The organism is Streptomyces griseofuscus (assembly GCF_014673495.1).
In the GTDB taxonomy this organism is placed as follows: Bacteria; Actinomycetota; Actinomycetes; order Streptomycetales; family Streptomycetaceae; genus Streptomyces; species Streptomyces murinus.
Genome location: NZ_CP051006.1, coordinates 329,402 through 347,380, shown reverse-complemented (window position 1 = coordinate 347,380; position 17,979 = coordinate 329,402). Strand labels below are relative to the sequence as shown.

Here is a 17,979-nt window from a genome sequence, read left to right as displayed (position 1 = left end):
CCCGGTTTCTCACAGGTCACATGTGCTTGTTACACACCCCTGACAAGCCGCAGGAGGACTCGACCCCAGGCTCCAGACCGTGTCGTCGAACCCTGGTCAGCCGTCACCCACTCCCGGTTCGCCCCGACTCGCCGAGGCCCTTCGGCCAACGGACTGGCCGCCGCGCCACCACGGCATCGACGGCTGCCGCGCGCGTGCTCCACGGCCGGGCAAGCACCGTTCTCGCTGCATCTGTGCGTTGCTCGGCCCCTGAGTCCAAGTTGCCCGACCACCGGAAGTTCGGTGTTTCGGGTCGGGCCGAGGCGATCGCCCAGTACTTCGGCGCACCCGTCCGGCACCGCGGGTCGAGCAGTTGACGTCGTGTCGGTGGTGATGATGGCGTAGGCCGGCGAAGGCTCGCCCGGCCGCAGTGGTGCGCCGCAGCACGGACCAGGCGCCCTCGACCGGGTCGAGGGCCGGTGCGCAGGGCGGCAGTTGGAAGACGGTGAGCCAGTCGCGGTCGGTGACGTAGCGGCGCATGCCGGCGGTCAAGTGTGTGTGGAGGCTGTCCCGGACCGGCGCAATAGGCCCGCCGAGTTGGTGGCGGGCGCTCTGGATGAGGTCGCGGCATTCCTTCCAGGAGAAGCTTTTGCCCCATCGGGCCGGTTGTCGGGGGAGGGCCGGTAGATCACTCAAGGATTCCCGGCTTTATGACAGACGAGGGCGGCGACCCGGCGGGAGCAGATGCGGATGGCCGGCGGCGCCATCGAGAAGCCGTGCCTCGTCCTCGAAGACGAGCCAGGCATCGAGGGTCGCCGCGGTTCCTTTAGCCGGGGCCACATCTTCCTCACCAGGCCGACCACTACGTTCTCGTCCCGCGCGATCGCGTGGCGGACGGGCGCCGGGAAGCTCCAGCCGGTGTGGCTGATGCCGCGGCTTGCGGAGACAGGCGCGGGAGGCATTGTCATCGTCCGCGACCAGGTGGCCCTGTCGGCAGCGCGGTCGGTCCCGACCGGTGCGGAGTGCTCGGATCCGTTCGAGAAGCGGGCGTGCGCAGACGCCGTCGTGACGCCGGCCGCCTCGGGACCGGCTGAGGTCTTGGACGACGGATGAGTCGATCTGGATCAGCCAGTCGATGTCTCCAGCCGTACAACCGGACATCGCGGCGGGCGATGTGCCGATCGCGACCGAGTGGCCCTGGTCCATCGCCGCCGCCAGGTGGCCGTGGGCGAGGGTGCAGCGCTGCGCGGGCGACGCTGTGGCGCCGGGGGTGGTCGTCCCGTGCGCGGGGGACTTCCCGGATTCGGCGAGGTGACCGACACCGCCCGGTCGTGCCCGGGCTCACGGACAGGGGCGCCGAGCGGCATCGAGGCGATCTCGTGGCGACCTTGGCGAACTGACGCGCCGTCACCGGATCGGTGGCCGGCGGTGCGCGGGAGCGGAGGTTGGCGAGGCCGTAGGCCGCAGCGACTGGCCTGAACATCTCGCGGGAGCGGCTGGCTTCAGGGGCATCGCGTCATGCGGGAGTGGGATTACGGCTGAGCACCTATCCGGCGGTTCGTGAGCACATTCTAGTGGTGCAAAATTTTCAAGGAATGAGGCAACGGTGAGGCCTTCCATACAATGACCCAGAGCGCTTTTTCGGTGCCAGAGGCGCCGAGTTTTCAAGGGGCCCGAGTGGCCGAACTCTCCCCTGTGCGCGCTCCGGCACCCAGGCGTGATCGATCGGCGTGCGGATGCGCTCGAATGAGAAGTCAGCTTTCGTCGCCCTCCCGCCCGGCAGGACTTAAGTGCCTGGTGCCGTACCGAAGGTACCGAGACTGGCGCATCGGCACACGGGCACCCGGATCCGCGATTGGCACTGGCGCTGCGATTCGCTGGAGAGGCACTTCATGAGTGACGCCACATCAAGTTCTGAAGAGCACGGGATCAATGAGATCGGTGACGTTCGGGCGTGGCTCACCGGGTTTTTGGCGCGCCCTCACCAAGACTTGGGCCGAGAAGGGAATGTCTGCCCGTTCGTGGTACCCGCTCTACGGGCAAAAACCCTGCACGTCGAATCGGTCGGGTATGACAGCGCCGCCGGCTGGGCGGGGATAGCCGACCAAATGCGCTGTCAGATCGAATCCTACGATGGACGCGTGTGGCCCGAGGGAAAGGAGTCCATCGCGTCGCTGGTCACCGTCCTGCGCGACATGCCCGATCATCACTGGCCCCTGCTCGACGAGGCGCAGCGCCACGTGAAGGGAGAAGCGGTGCGGCGTGGTCTGATGATCGGACAGTTCCACCCCGATTGTCCGGAACCCTCCGTGTGGAACCCCGGATTCGCGGTCTCCAGGGCACCTCAACCGCTGTTCGCCATCCGCCGCATGTCGTTGCATGACATCCTGTTCCTGCACGGCGATGCCCGGCATTTTAGCGAATATGATCGCCGGTTCGGCGACCACTACGCCGACGTCCGCTCTGCCGCTCATCTCCCGCAGCGATTTGTCGATCTTTATAAATCGGCGAAGGCGGGTGGAGCTCCGACGAGTGCATACATCGACTACCAAAGCATCGACACTCTGCTCTCGCTCCAGCGGCCACGCACCGCCCATCCTGCCGAGATGACCTTCTATCTGGTCGGCCAGGCGAAGGAGCTGTTCTTCAAGCTCGTGTACGAAGAGGTCTCGGCCGCGCGGCTGGCCCTTGTTGTCGACCGGGTCGATGAAGCGGTATGGAACCTCCGTCGGGCAGCCACTGCTTTAGGGGTTTTGGCACGGACATGGGACGTCCTGTCCGGGATATCGCCGGCAGAGTTCAATGCTTTCCGGGGAAGTCTAGGATCGGCTTCCGGTATCGATTCCTATATGTATCGCATGTTGGAATTCGCGCTCGGTAGAAAATCAGCGGCCCTGGCGCGCCGGTACGCGGGTGTGGCCGGCGTGTCCGAGTCCGTCCATCGTGCCCTGCACTCGAGCAGCCTCTACGACGAGGCACTGGGGCTGCTGTACCGGCGCGGCATCCTGACCGTACATCGAGGTGCCGACGGCGGCTGGGACACAGCGGCCGCGCGCCAGGCGTGGGCCCTCGTCTACCAGGAGTACGGCCCGTCGAGCGACCTGTTCCGGCTCGCCGAGACGCTCATGGATGTCGCCCACGCCTTCAGCGGCTGGCGTTCGCTCCACCTGCTTCTGGTGGAGCGAACCATCGGCAACAAACGCGGCACCGGCGGCACCACCGGAGTCGACTGGCTGCGGAAGTCGGCTGAGCACCGCTTCTTCCCGGACCTGTGGCAGGCCCGGTCTGGGCTGCCGTCGGGGGCTCCTCCGTGGTGAGGGAACGAACAAGCAAACCAAAGACACGCTGAGGGAGACGGCACATGACAACCGGCCGGAATAGGGCTGAGCACATCGCAGAACGTTACCGGGCATTGAGTCCTGCCTCGGCACGGGCTTTCGCCAGGGCGGCGAGTTCCCTGCCCGGAGGTGACACACGCACGATGACCACGTACGCGCCTCACCCGCTGTACTTCCAGCGCGGTGAGGGTGCGCGAGTCCAAGATCTCGACGGCCGCTGGTATCACGACCTGGTGGCCAACTACGGCGCCCTCACCCACGGACACAACCATCCGGAGCTGACACGGGCCGTCCACCGCCAGATCGAGCAGGGTACGGCTCTGGGAGGACCCAGCGCTCTCCAGTACCGGCACGCCGAGCTGATGCGCGACCGCGTACCGTCCCTTGAACGCCTGAGGTACTGCAACTCGGGCACCGAAGCCACTATGTGGGCACTACGGACGGCCCGTGCGTATACCGGCCGGGACATCATCATCAAGATCGACGGCGGCTACCACGGAACGCACGACTGGGGTCACGTCAGCGCCTTCCTGTCCGGCGGGGCGACGCATGACCAGTTGCTCCCCGACCTGCCTGCGGCAGACCTGGCCCCCGGAGTGCCGGAGAGCGTGCTGGAATCCGTGGTGGCCGTTCCCTACAACGAAACGGAAGCCGTCAAAGACGTGTTGTCCCGCCTTCGCGGACGGGTGGCCGGGTTAATCGTGGAGCCGGTGCTCGGGGTGGGCGGCGGCATCCCCGCCCGCCCCGGGTATCTGGAAGAGGTGAGGCGGCTCACCGCGCAGGACGGAGTCGTGCTGATCTTCGACGAGTGTGCCACTTTCCGGCTGGGCCCCTGGCAGGTCAAACACGGGCTGCGGCCCGACCTCAGTACCTTCAGCAAGATCGTGGGAGGGGGTATGCCCCTCGGGGTCTTCGGAGGGAACGCGGACATCATGTCCATTTTCGACCCTGCGCGGCCGCGACCGCTGTACCACGCCAGCGCGTTCGGCGGGAACAGTCTTTCCCTGGCCGCCGGCATCGCCGCACTGGAGAGCTTTGGGGCCGCCGAGGTCGCATACCTCGACCGTCTCGGTGACAGGCTGCGCTGCGGTCTGGACGCGGCAGCCCAGGAGGCAGGTGTTGTCGGAAAGGCCATCGGTGAGGGCGGTATGAGCTACTTCCATTTCGGAGCGCAGCCGCCGCGGGCCGCCGCGGACACCGTGGCAGCCCGTAAGGGGAGGGACCAGCTGCGGGCGCTCGTGCACCTGCACTTGCTCAATGAGGGGTTCCTGACGGCGCGGCACGGGCTGATGTGTCAGCACATCGTGACCGAGGCACCGGTTGTGGACGCTTTCGCCGCGGCGTTCGCCGACACTCTCCGGCTGCTGCGGCCCTACCTCTGCGACCACCATCCGGAACTCCTCAGCGCCGGACGGGCGGACCAGGCCGCGTCACGGACCACCCCGGCCGGCGGGGCAGTGGGATGACACGACCGCATCTGTGGACACTGGCGGAGGCACGCGCGGCGATGAGCCGCGGTGACATTTCTTCTGCCGAGTACATGGCGGAGCTGACAGGGCGCAGAGCCCACCTGGAGGATCTCTGTGCCTTCGTGTACGGCGCCGACACCACGCTGTCCAATGAGTCGCGCTTGCCGGGTCCGCTGGGCGGTATCCCGCTTGCGGTGAAGGACAACATCGACGTAGCGGGCACCCCGACGACCGCCTGCACCCCCGCTCTGCACGCTCACTCGCCGTCGCGGGACTCCGCCGTCTGGCGGTTGTGCGCGGAGGCGGGAGCCGCGTTCATGGGGAAGACGACCATGCACGAGCTGGCCTATGGCACTACCGGCGCGCACGTCGATCGCCTCGCCGCCCGCAACCCGGCGGACCGCGCCAGACTGGCCGGAGGGAGCAGTTCCGGGACCGCGGCAGCCGTGGGCGCCGGAATCGTGCCGGCCGGGCTGGGCACGGACACGGGGGGATCCATCCGCATTCCTGCGGCTCTCTGCGGTGTCGTCGGTTTCCGTCCGAGCACGGGTCGCTACCCGGGCCAGGGAGTCGTCCGCATATCACTCACCCAAGACACAGTCGGCGTCATGGCGCGCAGCGTCGATGACGTGCGACTGCTCGACGCGGTACTCGGCAGAGAGCCTTCGCCCGGTCTGCCGCCCCTGTCCCCGGCGCGGCCGGTGCTTGCGCTGGCCAGGGCGACTGCCTGGACGGACCTCGATCCGGAGATCTCCCGCGTGGCGGAAGCGGCGTGCGACGCGCTACGAGCTGCTGGGTGGTCCCTGCGAGACCTGCCGGAACCGTTGTATGACCCCGCCGACCTGCTGGAAGCGGCCACCGCCGTGCCGTTGGCGGAGACGCGGGCGGCGGTGGACGACTACCTGCGGGGCCACGGCTGCCCTCTGACGTGCGATTCGGTGCTCGAAGCTCTTGCCTCGCCCGATGTCCGTGCTGTTCTGACCCCCCTCCTCGACGGCCCCGTCGTGGGCTCCAGCCGGTATCGCGCCGCACGGGAGACGCTGCGCAGGACGGGCCACACCGCCCGGCGGGCACTTCAGCGCAGCGGAGCCGCGGCATTTCTCTCCCCGACCACGATCACGCCCGCTCCGCCGCTCGGAACCGGCCAGTGGCTGACACGGGGTGGCCGCGAGGTTCCGTCCCTCACCACCTACATCCGCAACACCGCGCCCGCGGCGGTCTGGGGCTGGCCCTCGTTGTCCCTGCCTGCCGGGCACACCTCCCAGGGACTCCCCGTCGGACTCCTGCTGGACGCACCGCGCCACCACGACCGGCGCCTGCTTGCCCTCGGCCACCGCTGCTGGCAGGACCTGTCCGTACCCCACCACCCCATGGTCCTGGAGAACCTATGATCCATGCCGGCCGACGAAGCCGCCGACCCGTCTCCTCCTGGGGAGCGGAACGCCTCGACCTCGGCGCCTACCTCGAACGCGTGGGCATGCCCCATCTCACCCCCATCGGCGGCCCCGTCCGGTCCCAACCGACACTTCGCGAAGTGTGCGAGCTGCACCGTGCTCATCTGGCGGCCATCCCCTTCGACAACATCGACTTCGTGCTGGACACGCCAGTGAGCTTGGAACCCGAGGCGATCGTGGAGAAATTGTGCCGACGTCGCCGAGGAGGCTGCTGCCACGAGCACAACCTGCTGTTCGGCCTGGTGCTGGAGCGCCTGGGACTTCCCGTCGAACGCCTCGCGGCGCGTGTTCTTCTCGGCGGCGTGGGCCCCCGCCCCCGCACCCACATGCTGCTCAAGACGCGGATCGGGGACGATGAGTGGCTCTGTGACGTCGGGTTCGGGTCCGACGGCTACCTCGACCCGCTTCCGGCCCGAGAGGGAGCTGAAACGACACAGTTCGGCAGGGGTTTCCGCGTCGTCGCCCATGACCGCTTCCAGTGGAGCGTAGACGTCCGGATGTCGCAGGGGTGGACAGCGATGTACCAGTTCACGCACGAGTCCCAGCAACCCATGGACTTCACCGTCGCCCATCACTTCCTCAGTACCCACCCTGGGTCCATGCTGCGCAAGGCACCGCTTCTGCAGCTACTGACCGTCGGCACATCGCTCCAACTGCGCGGCGACCTGCTCAAACGCGTCACACCGACGGAACGGAGCGTCGACCGGGTCACCGTGGACGCGCTTCCCCGCGTGCTGGGCCGATTCGGCATCACGCTGACGGAACCCGAACTCGCCGCCCTGACCCGAACCTTCCCCGACCGCTCACCAGCGAGGGCGGACTGACGGCATGGAACCTACACGTCTGGTGCTGGACAGCGGCGAACTTCCCAACGACCATGAAGACGCGGGTCTCATCCGGCAGTACGAGGAGCGCGGCGGGGACATCCGCCGCCTCATCTACCTGAGCCTGGGCGAGACATGGAACGCTGTGGCACCGGGGTTGGCGGCCATCCTCGCCAGCGGCCTTCCCGTTCACAGCCACGGCTACACACTGTCACCTTACGGGCTGCCGGCCCTGCGCGACGTCCTGAGGGACTACGTCAGGCGCACGCACCGTCTGCCACAGGCCGGTACCGAAACGTACGACGTGGCCGTCAGCCAGAGCGGCACGCGCGCTGCCATGTCGGACTTCGGCCGCCTGCTGCTGACCGACGCCCGGACGCCGGACACGGCACCGGCGGCACTCGTCCCCTCCCCGGGCTGGGACTACGGGGGCGTGCTGGCGCCGCTCGGCTACCGACTGCTTCCGTACGACCTGGGCGCCGTGCGCGGTTGGCAGCCCGATCCCGCGGAGATCGAATCACTGCTGGACAGGGCGGGGCACTGGTCTCTGGTGGTGCTCAATCCGCAGCACAACCCCACCGGCGCCAACTGGGCTCCCGAGACGGTCAGAGCGATCGTCGAGGCAGCCGTCGCACGCCGCGCGGCCATCCTGCTCGACGACGCGTACTACGCCCTCTACACACCGGGCCAGCTGCCCACCAACGCGCTGCGCATCCTGGTGGAGGAAACACAGGGATCCACTGTCCCCTGGCTCGCCACCAGGACGCTGGGCAAGCAGTTCCACTGCAACGGCTGGGGCATCGGAGCCCTCACCGCCCGGCCGGCCACCCTGGCCGGCCTGGCCCGGGCCATGCATGCACGGTCGTACGGTTGCGCACTGCCCCTGCAGGCAGCCATGGCCTCCTGGCTGCGGACGGAGCAGGCGGACGACTTCGTCGAGCGCCTGAGAGGCTCGTACGCCGCCGCCCGCGGACGCGTCAGCGAGCGCCTGCGTACCGATTTGGGCTTTCCGTCGTACGCCGTGCACCCGGGGACTTGCAGCGCCTACCTCCGGTTTCGCGTGCCCACGCGTTACGTACACGAGGGCTCGGAAGCGCGTTACCGGCGATTGTGCCTTCAAGCGGGCGTCCTGCCGGGTGCGGGCAGCATGACCGGTCCGCGCCTCGGCCCGCGCCGACGCCGCGACCCCTCGGAGGCATACGTGCGCCTTTTCCTGGCCCAACCGGGCTGCGTACTCGACGAGGCCCTGGACCGACTGGCCCGAGCGGGACTCGGTTGGTGAGTTCTGCCGGTGAACTGAAGGATTGAGCGATGGCCCGTACAGCCACTCACCGGGGCAGGCCGCCCGCGCGGTGTCGGGCGCGGCGATTCTTGGAAAGCCCTGGTGATTCCGTACTCGAGCGCGACGTGTACGCCGGCGGTCCGGAAGCACACCCTGACCCACGCCTGCCTGCCGGTCCGCGCGGCCCACAACATAGCCTGCTGGGGCTGGGTGGCGACGACGATGACGGTGGTGGTGCCGGCGGTCAGGGCGGACTTGAACTCGCGTTCCAGCTCCTCGGTGGTCTCCACGTCGACCGCGATGCATCCGAAGCCGCGGGCGACGGAGGCGATGTCCAGCCCGGGCAGGTCGAGCCCCGGCACGCCGGGGGGCTCCTCCAGCACGGCGAACGACTTGAGGATGGAGTACTCCTGGTTGAGCATGACGACGTGCACGATCGCGAGGTTGTGCTGGGCCGCCGTGTAGATGGCCTGCACGGAGTACTGGAAGGAGCCGTCGCCGATCAGGCCGATCACCGGCGTCGACCGACTCCTGGATGACGCGGAAGGTCGCCAGGTCGACGTCCGGCTGCGGCGGACGCCGTTCGCCCTGCCACTGGAGGTCGGCCCTCACGCCCGCCGCGGTCGTGGCGGCGGCCAGCCCGTCGATCCGGCCAGGCCCGGCGGTTGGCGCAGCGAGGTGGTCTCGGGGCCGGTTTCCTGGGCGACCCGGCCACCACGGGGATGTGGCCGTGGACAGCGACGGGGGCCTGCACCGTCCTCGCCTTCTGCGAGCTGGTCGCCACAGTGCTGGCCATTTTCACCTCGAACCGCCCGGACCAGTGAGTGGCGCTCCGCTGGGCCTCCTCCAGGGCGCGGGCCGATGAGGCCGGGGCAGCCTTTGCTGCTTTGACAGTGACGACGGGCAGAAGTGTCGCCGTGCCCGGGACACCGACCTCGCGGGGTGTCGCCCCAACTGGTGTAAGGGCGTCGGCCAACCGCTCCAGCAGCGCGCTGAGCGGGACACTCGCCAACATGCGCTGGAGCCTCGGTGACCACCAAGGCAAGGAGGCCCCGCCCTGGCCGTCTTCAATGAGAACCCGCACTGCGTGCACCGGGGCGGGGCCACGGGGGGCCCAGCACGCGACAGCTTGCTCGCCGCGAGCCAGCAAGTCACCCATTAGTAGCTTTCCGGCGGAAGACCGGCATGCGAAGGTAACGAAAGGCCACTTTCACCCCCATTCTCCCGAAGTGAAGGAGATCCACCATGGCTACGGTTGCGGAACTCCAACCCGACCCGAATCGAGAGGTGCGCATCGTCAGCTACCGCCAGAGCAGCAGCGGCGTGTACCACGACGGGATCGTGCGCTCGGTCACGTGCGCGAACGCCGACGAGAACCTGTACGCCGTCACGCTGTACAGGCCCGCGTACAACAATGAGTCCACGTGCTATGTCTACGGCACGGACCAGGTGACCGAGCCCACCCGGACGGCAGCGCCCGCGAACACCGAGCGGTCGTACGCTGATCGCCAGCGGGCATTCGACCGGCAAAACGCCGGGTTGCCCCCGGAGGACAAGTAGCCGCTCTCAGGTCGCTTTCTTCGTGCCGGGCAGCCACCCGGGCCTGAGGCCACATCGCAGGTGAGTCAGACGGTCGTCTCGTTTCCCAGCCGATCGGACCGGACCCGGCACAGCCGCCTGTCGCCGGCCGGCGACCTCCAGCGCGAGCTGGCCTGTGACGGGGTGCGGGCCGCCGCGGCGAAGGGCCGGCAAGGAAGGGCGGACGCCGCGCCGCCGTGGCGGCCGACAGGCTGGGCGCCGTCCGCACCGCCTGCCCGGAGGGGCCGCTCCATCACCGCCCGGGCCCGCGAGCATGGCGTCAGCCGCGCGATCCGCACGGCTGACGCCGACCTCATGCGCGACCGCACCACCATCGATCAGGAAGACGTCCGGCTCTGGAACTGCCGTTCACCCCTCGGCATGCCCGACCCGGGCACCGGCTCTCTCCGCGCCAATGAACTCGAGCCTGCCGAGCGGGCTGCGCTCGACCAGGGGATGACCGTACGGCGCGGCCAGGGCGCTGCTGCTCCGCCGCCCCGTCGAACTGCCTCAGCGGACCCTCCTGCCGCGCCAGTTGCCGGGTCAGCTCTTCCAGCGCCCGCGGCACGCTGTGGACGTCTCCCTCGTCCACCACCGCCGTCGCCGCGCTGCCGGTGCCGGCCTCGGAGTCGAGGTGGCCCTGACCTGTCGTCCATGTGAGGGCCAGAGCGGCCGGTCGCAGACCGGGCGACCACGTGCCATCGGCCGCACGACCTCTTCGACGTCCGGCCGGCCGGGGGAGGGACGACCTCCGTCGGGCCCGGGCCTCGCCGCCCTCCCGTCCGCGGGCGCCCGGCACCGGCCCCCGCCGCCCGTATCCGACCCCGCCCCTGACCGAGGTCCCGTACGTCCGTCGTCCGGTGGGCGTGAGCCTCGCTGACGCGGCACCGGACGGGCAGCCGACGGTGGTCCGGCCTGGCGATGGTCCTCTCGCCCCACCTGGCCGGGTCGGAAGTCACAGGAGTCCGGCGAATCCAGGACGCAATGCGGGGGAACCAGAAGCCGAACAGACCAGGGAGGTGGCTATGGCCGGTGAAGAAAGCTTGGGCTTGGATGACGTGTTGAAAGCGGCTGAGGATGCCGCCCCGGTGGAGTCGGTGGACGTGGTGGCCCGGAATCTGGAGAAGCGGCTCTCGGCAACAGAGGTTTCGTTCCTGTTCGTCGACATCCTCGGGCAGGAAGCCGTTCGGCTGCCCAGAGCCGGCCGGGCGGGGGAGGCATGCGCCCAGGTGGAGAGGGTGGGGCTGGCCGGCAGCGTCTACGAACGGGTGCTGCGCACTCAGCGACTGCACCAGGAGGACGACGGGGAGGGCGGCCGGCGGCTGGTGACACCGGTGACGAACCGTGGTGACTGCATCGGGGTGCTGGACATGGTGGTGCCGCACGCGGACGACTCGGTCCTCGACGCGGTGGTGCAGGCAGCGCACGCGCTGGCATACATCGTGGTGACCGACCGCCGCTTCACCGACCTCTACCACTGCGGCAGACGCACCACCACCATGAGTCTGGCGGCGGAGATCCAGCACCAGTTGCTGCCGACGGCGCCCTGCTGCGAGGCGGCCCAGTTCACGCTGGCGTGCGGCCTGGCGCCTGCCGACGACGTCGGCGGCGACAGCTACGACTACGCCCTCGACCAGAACATCCTGCATGTGTCCGTCACGGACGCGATGGGACACGACACCGCCTCCGCGTTGCTGGCCACACTCACCGTCAACGCCCTGCGCGGGGCCCGCCGCGCCGGCCGCGGCCTGCTCGACCAGGCGTACGCCGCTCACCAGGCGATCACCGATAACGCCCGCGGCATGACCACCGGGCAGTTGCTGCGCATCGAGCTCGAGACGGGCGCCTGCGACCTGGTCAACGCCGGCCGTCCCCGGCCGCTGTTGCTGCGTGGAGACCGCGTGGAAGAACTGGTTCTCAAGGCGAACCTCCCATTCGGGGCGCTCGCCCCGGTCACGTACGAGGCGCAACGGCTCCAACTGAACCGGGGTGACCGGCTGGTGCTGAGCACTGACGGCATGCAGGAGCGCCGCGCCGCTCAGGTCGACCTCCCCTCCCTCGTCCTCGACACCCGCGACGCACATCCCCGGGAGGTGGTCCGCGCACTCACCACGGCGGTGCAGGAAGCCTGCGGCGACCATCTCCCGGACGATGCCACCGTCCTGGTGCTGGATTGGTACGGCGGCTGCTCGGGACAGCGCCGGACCAACGGCGGCTCCAACACCTGACGACTGCGTACGCTCTGCCCGCCGCAGGTGGGCTCCGCGGCGGTGCAGGTCGTACGAGGCTACGAGCACCGGCTGGAACGACGTGCGGACCTCATCCGCGTCACGCTCACTTCTCGCCGAGGAACGCTCCCGGCCGGCCACCGCCCACGTCGCGCCCGACACGTACTTCGTCCGTCTCGGTCCTCGTTCCGGCGAGGCGGTCACGGGGGCCCGCGGACATGCGGCCGGTTCAGCTCTGCGCTTTTCCCGGCTCCGGCCGGGGCAGGGGCGGCAGGCGGGGGTCGTAGAGCCAGGAGTGCAACAGAGGTTCCAGCACGTTCGGCATGGGCCGGCTCGCGTGGGCGACGAAGGCCGCTGTGTCGGCGCTCCCGCTGCGGTGGGCGTGGTGCCAGCCGCGCAACATCGCGAAGAAGCGGTCGTCACCCATCGTAAGACGCAGCGCGTGCAGCGTGCACGCGCCCCGGTCGTACACCTGGTCGTCGAAGATACGGTCGGGGCCGGGCTCGGTGATCCGCAGGCCCGTGCCCCGCTGTGCGAGGGTGTGCCAGGTCGCGCGGGCGATGCTGTCCGCGGAGTCCTCGCCGAGGGACTCCGACCACAGCCATTCGCCGTAGGTGGCGAAACCCTCGTTGAGCCAGATGTCGCGCCAGTCGCGCAGGCTGACGCTGTTGCCGTACCACTGGTGGACAAGTTCGTGGGCGACCAGTGTCTCCCAGGTGCGCTCGCCGTCGATGTGGTTGCGGCCGAAGACGGATGCCGTCTGGTTCTCCACCGGCTGGTCCAAGTCGGCGTCCACGACGACCGCGCCATAGGTTTCGAAGGGATACGGACCGAACCAGCGAGTGAACGCTGCGAACATGGTGGGCTGCCGACCGAGGTCGTGCCGGGCCTGGGGGGAGAGACGGGCTGGGTAGGCGTCGCGGCCGGTGACCCGGCGGCCGGTCGAGCTGTCCCGGGCTTCCCAGGTGTTGTGGGTGAAGCGGCCCGTGTACAGCGCGGCGAGATACGGAGCCATGGGGCCGGCATGGTGGTACGTCCAGCACTCGGTGGCCCCCGTGCAACGCCGCTCCACGAGAGTGCCGTTGGCGAGTGCCTGGTGGCCGCGCGGCACCGTCACCCGGAAGATGTACTCGGCCTTGTCGTCCGGACGGTCATTGCACGGGAACCATGACGGGGCGCCAAGCGGCTGCGCCGCCACCAGCGTCCCGTCGTTCGCGTCGCCGGTGCGGTCCCAGCCGATCTCCCCGAACGGCGTGCGAACCGGGCCGGGCCGCCCGCCGTACGTGATCTCCATGGTGAACGGCGTGCCCGCCGCCAGCGGGTACCGCACGGGCAGGACCAGCTTGTTTCGCCGCCGGCCCGGACGGACCACGGCCCCGTCGACGCGGGCGTCGTGCACGGTCAGCCGTGCCAGATCCAGCTCGACCTGGCGCAGTGGCCGGTTGGCCACCGCTCGGATGTGCGCCCTGCCCCGGAGCACGCCGGCGGCCGGCTCGTACGTCAGGCTCAGGTCGTAGGAGAGGGTGCGGTGGTCATACGTCCCATGGGTCGGGAAGTAGCGTTCGGCCCGCCTCTGCCCCTGGTCCTCGGCCGTCGCCGTCAGCGGCATCAGGGCCGCGCCGCGGATCACCGCCCTTCGGCTGCACCGGGTCACGCCGCCTCACCTCCGGCCAGCGCCGAGGCAGTTCCGGCCCTGGGGACACCGGCGATGGGGTTGCCGGCCCAGCGGGTGCCGTCGGGCACCGTCTCACCGCGCATCACGAGCGAGGAAGCGGCGATGGACGCGCCGGTGCCGATGGCGGCGCCGGGCAGGACGATGCTGTGCGGTCCCAGTGAGGCGCCGGCCGCCAGGTGCACGGTGTCCATGCGCATGACCCGGTCATGGAAAAGGTGGGTCTGCAGGACGCACCCGCGATTGACACTGACCCCGTCGTCCAGGCGGATCAGATCGGTCTCCGGCAGCCAGTAGGTCTCGCACCAAACTCCGCGTCCGATTCGCGCGCCGAGGCTGCGCAGCCACCAGTTCAGTACGGGCGTTCCCAGGTGCGCCCCCATCGCCCACGGCACGGCCAGCACCTCCACGAACGTGTCGAACAACTCGTTGCGCCACACGAACGGCGACCACAGCGGACACTCGCTCGGCCGGAAGCGGCCGACGAGGATCCATTTGGCACCGGTCGTGGTCAGACATGCCACCGCGGAGACGGCCAGCAGCAGGGGGGCGCTCAGGAGCGCCACCAGAGGCAGTCCGCCGACGTCCAGAGCCGCCTGCTGCGTGAGCAGCACGGCCTCTGCCAGCAGCGTGCCGACGATCACCGGTAGTAGACGGCACAGCTCGACGGCCGCGCGGGCCGCCACAAGCCGCCGGGGCGGCGCGAACGTCCGTCCCGGATCGGCGGCTTCGGCCACGCGGGGCAACGGCATCGCCGGCCGCCCGATCCACGACATTCCGGGACCGCCCTGAGCCGGGGCGTCGGACAGGACACCCACGAGGCCGTGGTCGGCGACATCGTGGCCGGGACCGACGATCCCCGAGTTCCCGACGAAGGCCCGCGTGCCGATGCGTACGGGCCCCAGCCGCATCCATCCGGCGCGCAGTTCGAACGGTGCGACGAGCGTGTCGTCGGCGAGGAACGCCCCGTCGTCCACCCGCAGCAGGGAGGGCAGTGGCAGCACGGTGGAGATCTCGGTGCCGCGGCCGACCTGTGCGCCGAGCAGCCGCAGCCAGTGCGGTGTGGCCAGGCTCGCGTACAAGGGGAACAGGCTTCCGCGAGCGCCGTCCAGGATGCGTGTCACGAGCCACACCCGCCATGTCACCCCACCGTCCGCGCGGTGCAGACCGGGTGTGATCGAGCGGTTCAGCAGGCGCACGAGAACCACCGTGACGACCATCCCGCACACTGTGGTCGTCACCGCGAACAACGGTGCGGCGGCGAGCAGTCGCAGCGCGGCGCCGGACAGCGTCAGGGTGTGGCGGACCAGCAGCCAGGTGGCGAACAGCGCCGGTGCCGCCGCCAGCAGGGACAGCAGCGGCAGTACGGTGAGGGAGAGCCCGTAGGCCAGGTGCCAGCGGCGCCGGCGGTCCTGCGGCGGCGCGGGCCATCCGGCGCCGGCGATGGGTTCGGCGGGCCTGGCCGGCCGGGCCGGCGAGCCGGTCCACACGTGACCGTTAGGGATGCGGGTGGCCAGGCAGCTCCCGGCGGTCAACTCCGCACCGCGTCCTACGACCGCGTTCGGCAGCAAGGTGCTGCGGTGGCCCACCCGCGCGTGCGCGCCCACGGAGATCCGGCCGATGTGCAGCGTGTCACCGTCGAGCCACCAGCCCGCGATGTCCGCCTCGGGCTCGATGCTGCATCCGTCGTCAAATTCGCCCAGCCCCGTCACCGGGGGCATGGCGTGCAACCGCACGTCCCGCCCGGTCCGGCAGCCGAGAAGTCGGGAGTACCACGCGGCCCACGGGGTGCCCAGCAGGGATGGCACACCGAACGCCGCCACCGCCCGTTCGGCGCTCCACAGCCGCAGGTGGACCGCTCCGCCGCGTGGATGGGCGCCTGGTGTGACGGAGCCTGCCAGCGCGCGGGCCAAGCCTGCCCCGATCAGGCAGCGCATCGGCGCGCTGAACAGGACGGCCCAGCCGACGAGGACCAGCCACCACGCCGTGTGCGGAGCCCACTTGTGCGGCGCGACCCAGCCGCACACGTTGTCCGCCACCGCCAGGCCGACCAGCGCCCGGAGCCCGGTGAGACAGTATCCAGCCATGGAGACGAAGAACTGCACGACAGCGGTCCGCCGGGGTACCGGCCTGGCGGGCTGTACGGCCTCCATCGGGCTCGCGAGGGAGTCGAGATGGTCGGCCATGCGGCGCAGCACCGAGTGCCGGTAGAGGTCCGCGACGGACAGTCCCGGATACTCCTCGCGCAGCATCGACGCCATCCGGGCCGCGGTCAGGCTGGTACCGCCGAGTTCCACGAAGTCGCTGTCCGGGCCGGGCCGCAGACCGAGCAGCTGCTCCCACACGTCCGCCAGCCGGGCGACGGTCCCGCTCAACGGGCGCGCCGTCTGCCCGGCGCCCGCGCCACCTACGAGCGTTACCGGCCAGGGCAGGGCCTTCCGGTCGACCTTTCCCGAAGCGCGCGTAGGCAGGTCGGTCACCTCGGCCAGCAGCGGCACGAGCGCGGCGGGAAGCCGCTCGGCCAGCAGGGCCCTGGCCTCGTCGGCCTCGAAGGCGGCCTGCCCCTCGTGGGCCGGCTCCGTCAGGACGTAACCCACCAGCACCTGGGCGCCGGCCGGTGTCGACTGCACGGCCGCGGCCGCCCCGCGTACTCCGGGCAGGGCGAGCAGAGCCGCGTCGATCTCGCCGAGTTCGATGCGCCGCCCACCGAGCTTGACCTGGTCGTCGACGCGGCCGAGGAACACCAGTCCCTCGGGGTCGGCGCGCACGAGATCGCCCGAGCGGTAGGCACGCGGCGAGGGTAGTGCCGGGCACGGCCGGAAGCGCTCCGCGTCCTTGGCGGGGTCGAGGTAGCGTGCGGTGCCGGCGCCGGCGATGACCAGTTCGCCCTGCTCTCCGTAGGCGACCGGCTCCCCGGCCTCGTCGACCACGGCCAACTCCCAGCCGGGCAGCGGCAGCCCGATGCGGACCGGCCGGTCGGGCTCCAGCCGGGCGGCGCAGGCGACGACGGTGGTCTCGGTGGGCCCGTAGGTGTTCCACATCTCCCGCCCGGGATCCGCGAACCGGTCGACGAGGCCGGGGGGGCATGCCTCGCCACCCAGGATGAGAAGACGTACCCGGCGCAATGCCTCTTCGGGCCACATGGCCAGCAGGGTCGGGACGGTGGAGACGACGGTGATGTCACGCTCGTCGAGCCAGCCTCCCAGCTCGTGGCCGGCCCGCACCAGTGAGCGTTCGGCCGGCACCAGGCAGGCGCCCGAGCGCCAGGCGAGCCACATCTCCTCGCAGGAGGCGTCGAAGGCGACAGACAGCCCCGCGAGGACGCGGTCGCCGGGGCCCAGCGGGCGGCCGCGCAGGAAAAGGTCCGCCTCGGCGTCGGCGAAGGCGGCCGCGGAACGATGGGTGACGGCCACGCCCTTCGGCGCGCCGGTCGAACCGGACGTGAAGATGATCCACGCGTCGTCGCCGGGGGCGGGTGTCGAGCGCTCCGCAGCGCTCCTCGTCGGTGGCGACAGTTCCGCGGGCTGCGGGTACGGCCCCAGCACGTGACACACGCCGGCCTCGCGGAAGACGGTGGTGGCACGCTCCTCGGGGTCGTCGGCGTCGACCGGCACATAGGCCGCTCCGCAGTGCAGGACTGCGAGGATCGAAAGGTACAGCTCCGCGGTACCCGACGGAACGCGGACTCCCACCCGGTCTCCAGGGCCGATGCCCTGCGCGGAGAGCCGGCGTGCACGGTGTCCGGCCTCGGCGCACAGCTCACGGTAGGTCAGCACCTCGATGCCCGTGTCAAGGGCCGGTGCGTCGGGGTGTCTGGCGGCGGTGGACTCGAGGACGGCGACGAGGGTGCGGGGCGAGGCGGCTGTTCCGGAATGGAACAGGGCTTTGCAGCCGACCGGTTCGCGGGAAGGAGGAGGCGCATCGAGTGCGGACGAAGACAATGTCGTGCCTCTGGTGTTCGGCCCCGACGGGCGTTGGTTCGTTTGTACAGCCCGTGAGACGCGCTCGTTCCACGCGGTGGTTCGCCAATCCATCGCAATTTATTCACAACCGACTCATGGTGCGAAATTGATGAAGTGCAGACCAGATCGAGGAGGATTTGAGTGAATGGGATATGCCGCCTGAAAATCCGGCAAGGACACGGCGTGAGAACGG

11 protein-coding genes and 1 pseudogene are annotated in these 17,979 nt (G+C 69.9%); 8 read left to right on the top strand and 4 right to left on the bottom strand.

The genetic code is table 11. The features are described from left to right. Window positions 1–96: 96 nt before the first annotated feature. The gene (locus HEP81_RS42550; protein WP_375139870.1) at window positions 97–675 is read right to left on the bottom strand and encodes a transposase; all 579 of its coding nucleotides are present in this window, start codon (window positions 673–675) and stop codon (window positions 97–99) included. A gap of 54 nt (window positions 676–729) precedes the next feature. On the opposite strand from HEP81_RS42550, the gene HEP81_RS01665 reads away from it, so the two are divergent. From HEP81_RS01665 to HEP81_RS01640, 6 genes are all read left to right on the top strand, one after another. After that, on the top strand, window positions 730–1,092 hold the full coding sequence (locus HEP81_RS01665) for a hypothetical protein (protein ID WP_154821691.1): 363 nt from the start codon (window positions 730–732) through the stop codon (window positions 1,090–1,092). 779 nt (window positions 1,093–1,871) lie between these two features. Continuing rightward, window positions 1,872–3,296, top strand: a complete 1,425-nt coding sequence (locus HEP81_RS01660) for a tryptophan 2,3-dioxygenase (protein ID WP_051849923.1) — start codon at window positions 1,872–1,874, stop codon at window positions 3,294–3,296. A gap of 164 nt (window positions 3,297–3,460) precedes the next feature. Further along, window positions 3,461–4,783: an aspartate aminotransferase family protein gene (locus tag HEP81_RS01655; protein ID WP_207748325.1), complete on the top strand. Its 1,323-nt coding sequence runs from the start codon at window positions 3,461–3,463 to the stop codon at window positions 4,781–4,783. Further along, window positions 4,780–6,177, top strand: coding sequence for an amidase family protein (locus tag HEP81_RS01650; protein ID WP_063755200.1), 1,398 nt, complete (start codon window positions 4,780–4,782; stop codon window positions 6,175–6,177). Before HEP81_RS01655 ends, HEP81_RS01650 begins: the two co-directional genes overlap by 4 nt. A 143-nt stretch (window positions 6,178–6,320) precedes the next feature. Further along, window positions 6,321–7,064: an arylamine N-acetyltransferase family protein gene (locus tag HEP81_RS01645; RefSeq protein ID WP_167739835.1), complete on the top strand. Its 744-nt coding sequence runs from the start codon at window positions 6,321–6,323 to the stop codon at window positions 7,062–7,064. 22 nt (window positions 7,065–7,086) lie between these two features. Next, window positions 7,087–8,346: a pyridoxal phosphate-dependent aminotransferase gene (locus HEP81_RS01640; protein WP_243279257.1), complete on the top strand. Its 1,260-nt coding sequence runs from the start codon at window positions 7,087–7,089 to the stop codon at window positions 8,344–8,346. Window positions 8,347–8,621: 275 nt separating this feature from the next. Here HEP81_RS01640 and HEP81_RS41135 read toward each other — a convergent pair. Next, window positions 8,622–8,822 (bottom strand): annotated as a pseudogene (locus HEP81_RS41135) (thiamine pyrophosphate-dependent enzyme); the annotation flags it as partial. 769 nt (window positions 8,823–9,591) lie between these two features. On the opposite strand from HEP81_RS41135, the gene HEP81_RS01630 reads away from it, so the two are divergent. Together HEP81_RS01630 and HEP81_RS01625 are read left to right on the top strand one after the other, a co-directional pair. Then, window positions 9,592–9,906: a hypothetical protein gene (locus HEP81_RS01630; protein ID WP_093892888.1), complete on the top strand. Its 315-nt coding sequence runs from the start codon at window positions 9,592–9,594 to the stop codon at window positions 9,904–9,906. Window positions 9,907–10,949: 1,043 nt separating this feature from the next. Continuing rightward, on the top strand, window positions 10,950–12,152 hold the full coding sequence (locus HEP81_RS01625; RefSeq protein ID WP_037652231.1) for a PP2C family protein-serine/threonine phosphatase: 1,203 nt from the start codon (window positions 10,950–10,952) through the stop codon (window positions 12,150–12,152). Window positions 12,153–12,381: 229 nt separating this feature from the next. On the opposite strand, the gene HEP81_RS01620 is transcribed toward HEP81_RS01625, so the two are convergent. Together HEP81_RS01620 and HEP81_RS01615 are read right to left on the bottom strand one after the other, a co-directional pair. Then, on the bottom strand, window positions 12,382–13,806 hold the full coding sequence (locus HEP81_RS01620; RefSeq protein ID WP_037652232.1) for a M1 family metallopeptidase: 1,425 nt from the start codon (window positions 13,804–13,806) through the stop codon (window positions 12,382–12,384). Continuing rightward, a complete protein-coding gene (locus tag HEP81_RS01615) occupies window positions 13,803–17,765 on the bottom strand; it encodes a Pls/PosA family non-ribosomal peptide synthetase (RefSeq protein ID WP_037652233.1) in 3,963 nt (1,320 codons plus the stop codon). The genes HEP81_RS01620 and HEP81_RS01615 overlap by 4 nt, the downstream gene beginning before the upstream one ends. Between the last annotated feature and the right edge of the window lie 214 nt (window positions 17,766–17,979).

Excerpts from the sequence above, each read along its gene's own strand:
- HEP81_RS01665 (WP_154821691.1), top strand. The coding sequence starts at position 730 with ATGGCCGGCGGCGCCATCGAGAAGCCGTGCCTCGTCCTCGAAGACGAG.
- HEP81_RS01660 (WP_051849923.1), top strand. The coding sequence starts at position 1,872 with ATGAGTGACGCCACATCAAGTTCTGAAGAGCACGGGATCAATGAGATC.
- HEP81_RS01655 (WP_207748325.1), top strand. The coding sequence starts at position 3,461 with ATGACCACGTACGCGCCTCACCCGCTGTACTTCCAGCGCGGTGAGGGT.
- HEP81_RS01650 (WP_063755200.1), top strand. The coding sequence starts at position 4,780 with ATGACACGACCGCATCTGTGGACACTGGCGGAGGCACGCGCGGCGATG.
- HEP81_RS01630 (WP_093892888.1), top strand. The coding sequence starts at position 9,592 with ATGGCTACGGTTGCGGAACTCCAACCCGACCCGAATCGAGAGGTGCGC.
- HEP81_RS01625 (WP_037652231.1), top strand. The coding sequence starts at position 10,950 with ATGGCCGGTGAAGAAAGCTTGGGCTTGGATGACGTGTTGAAAGCGGCT.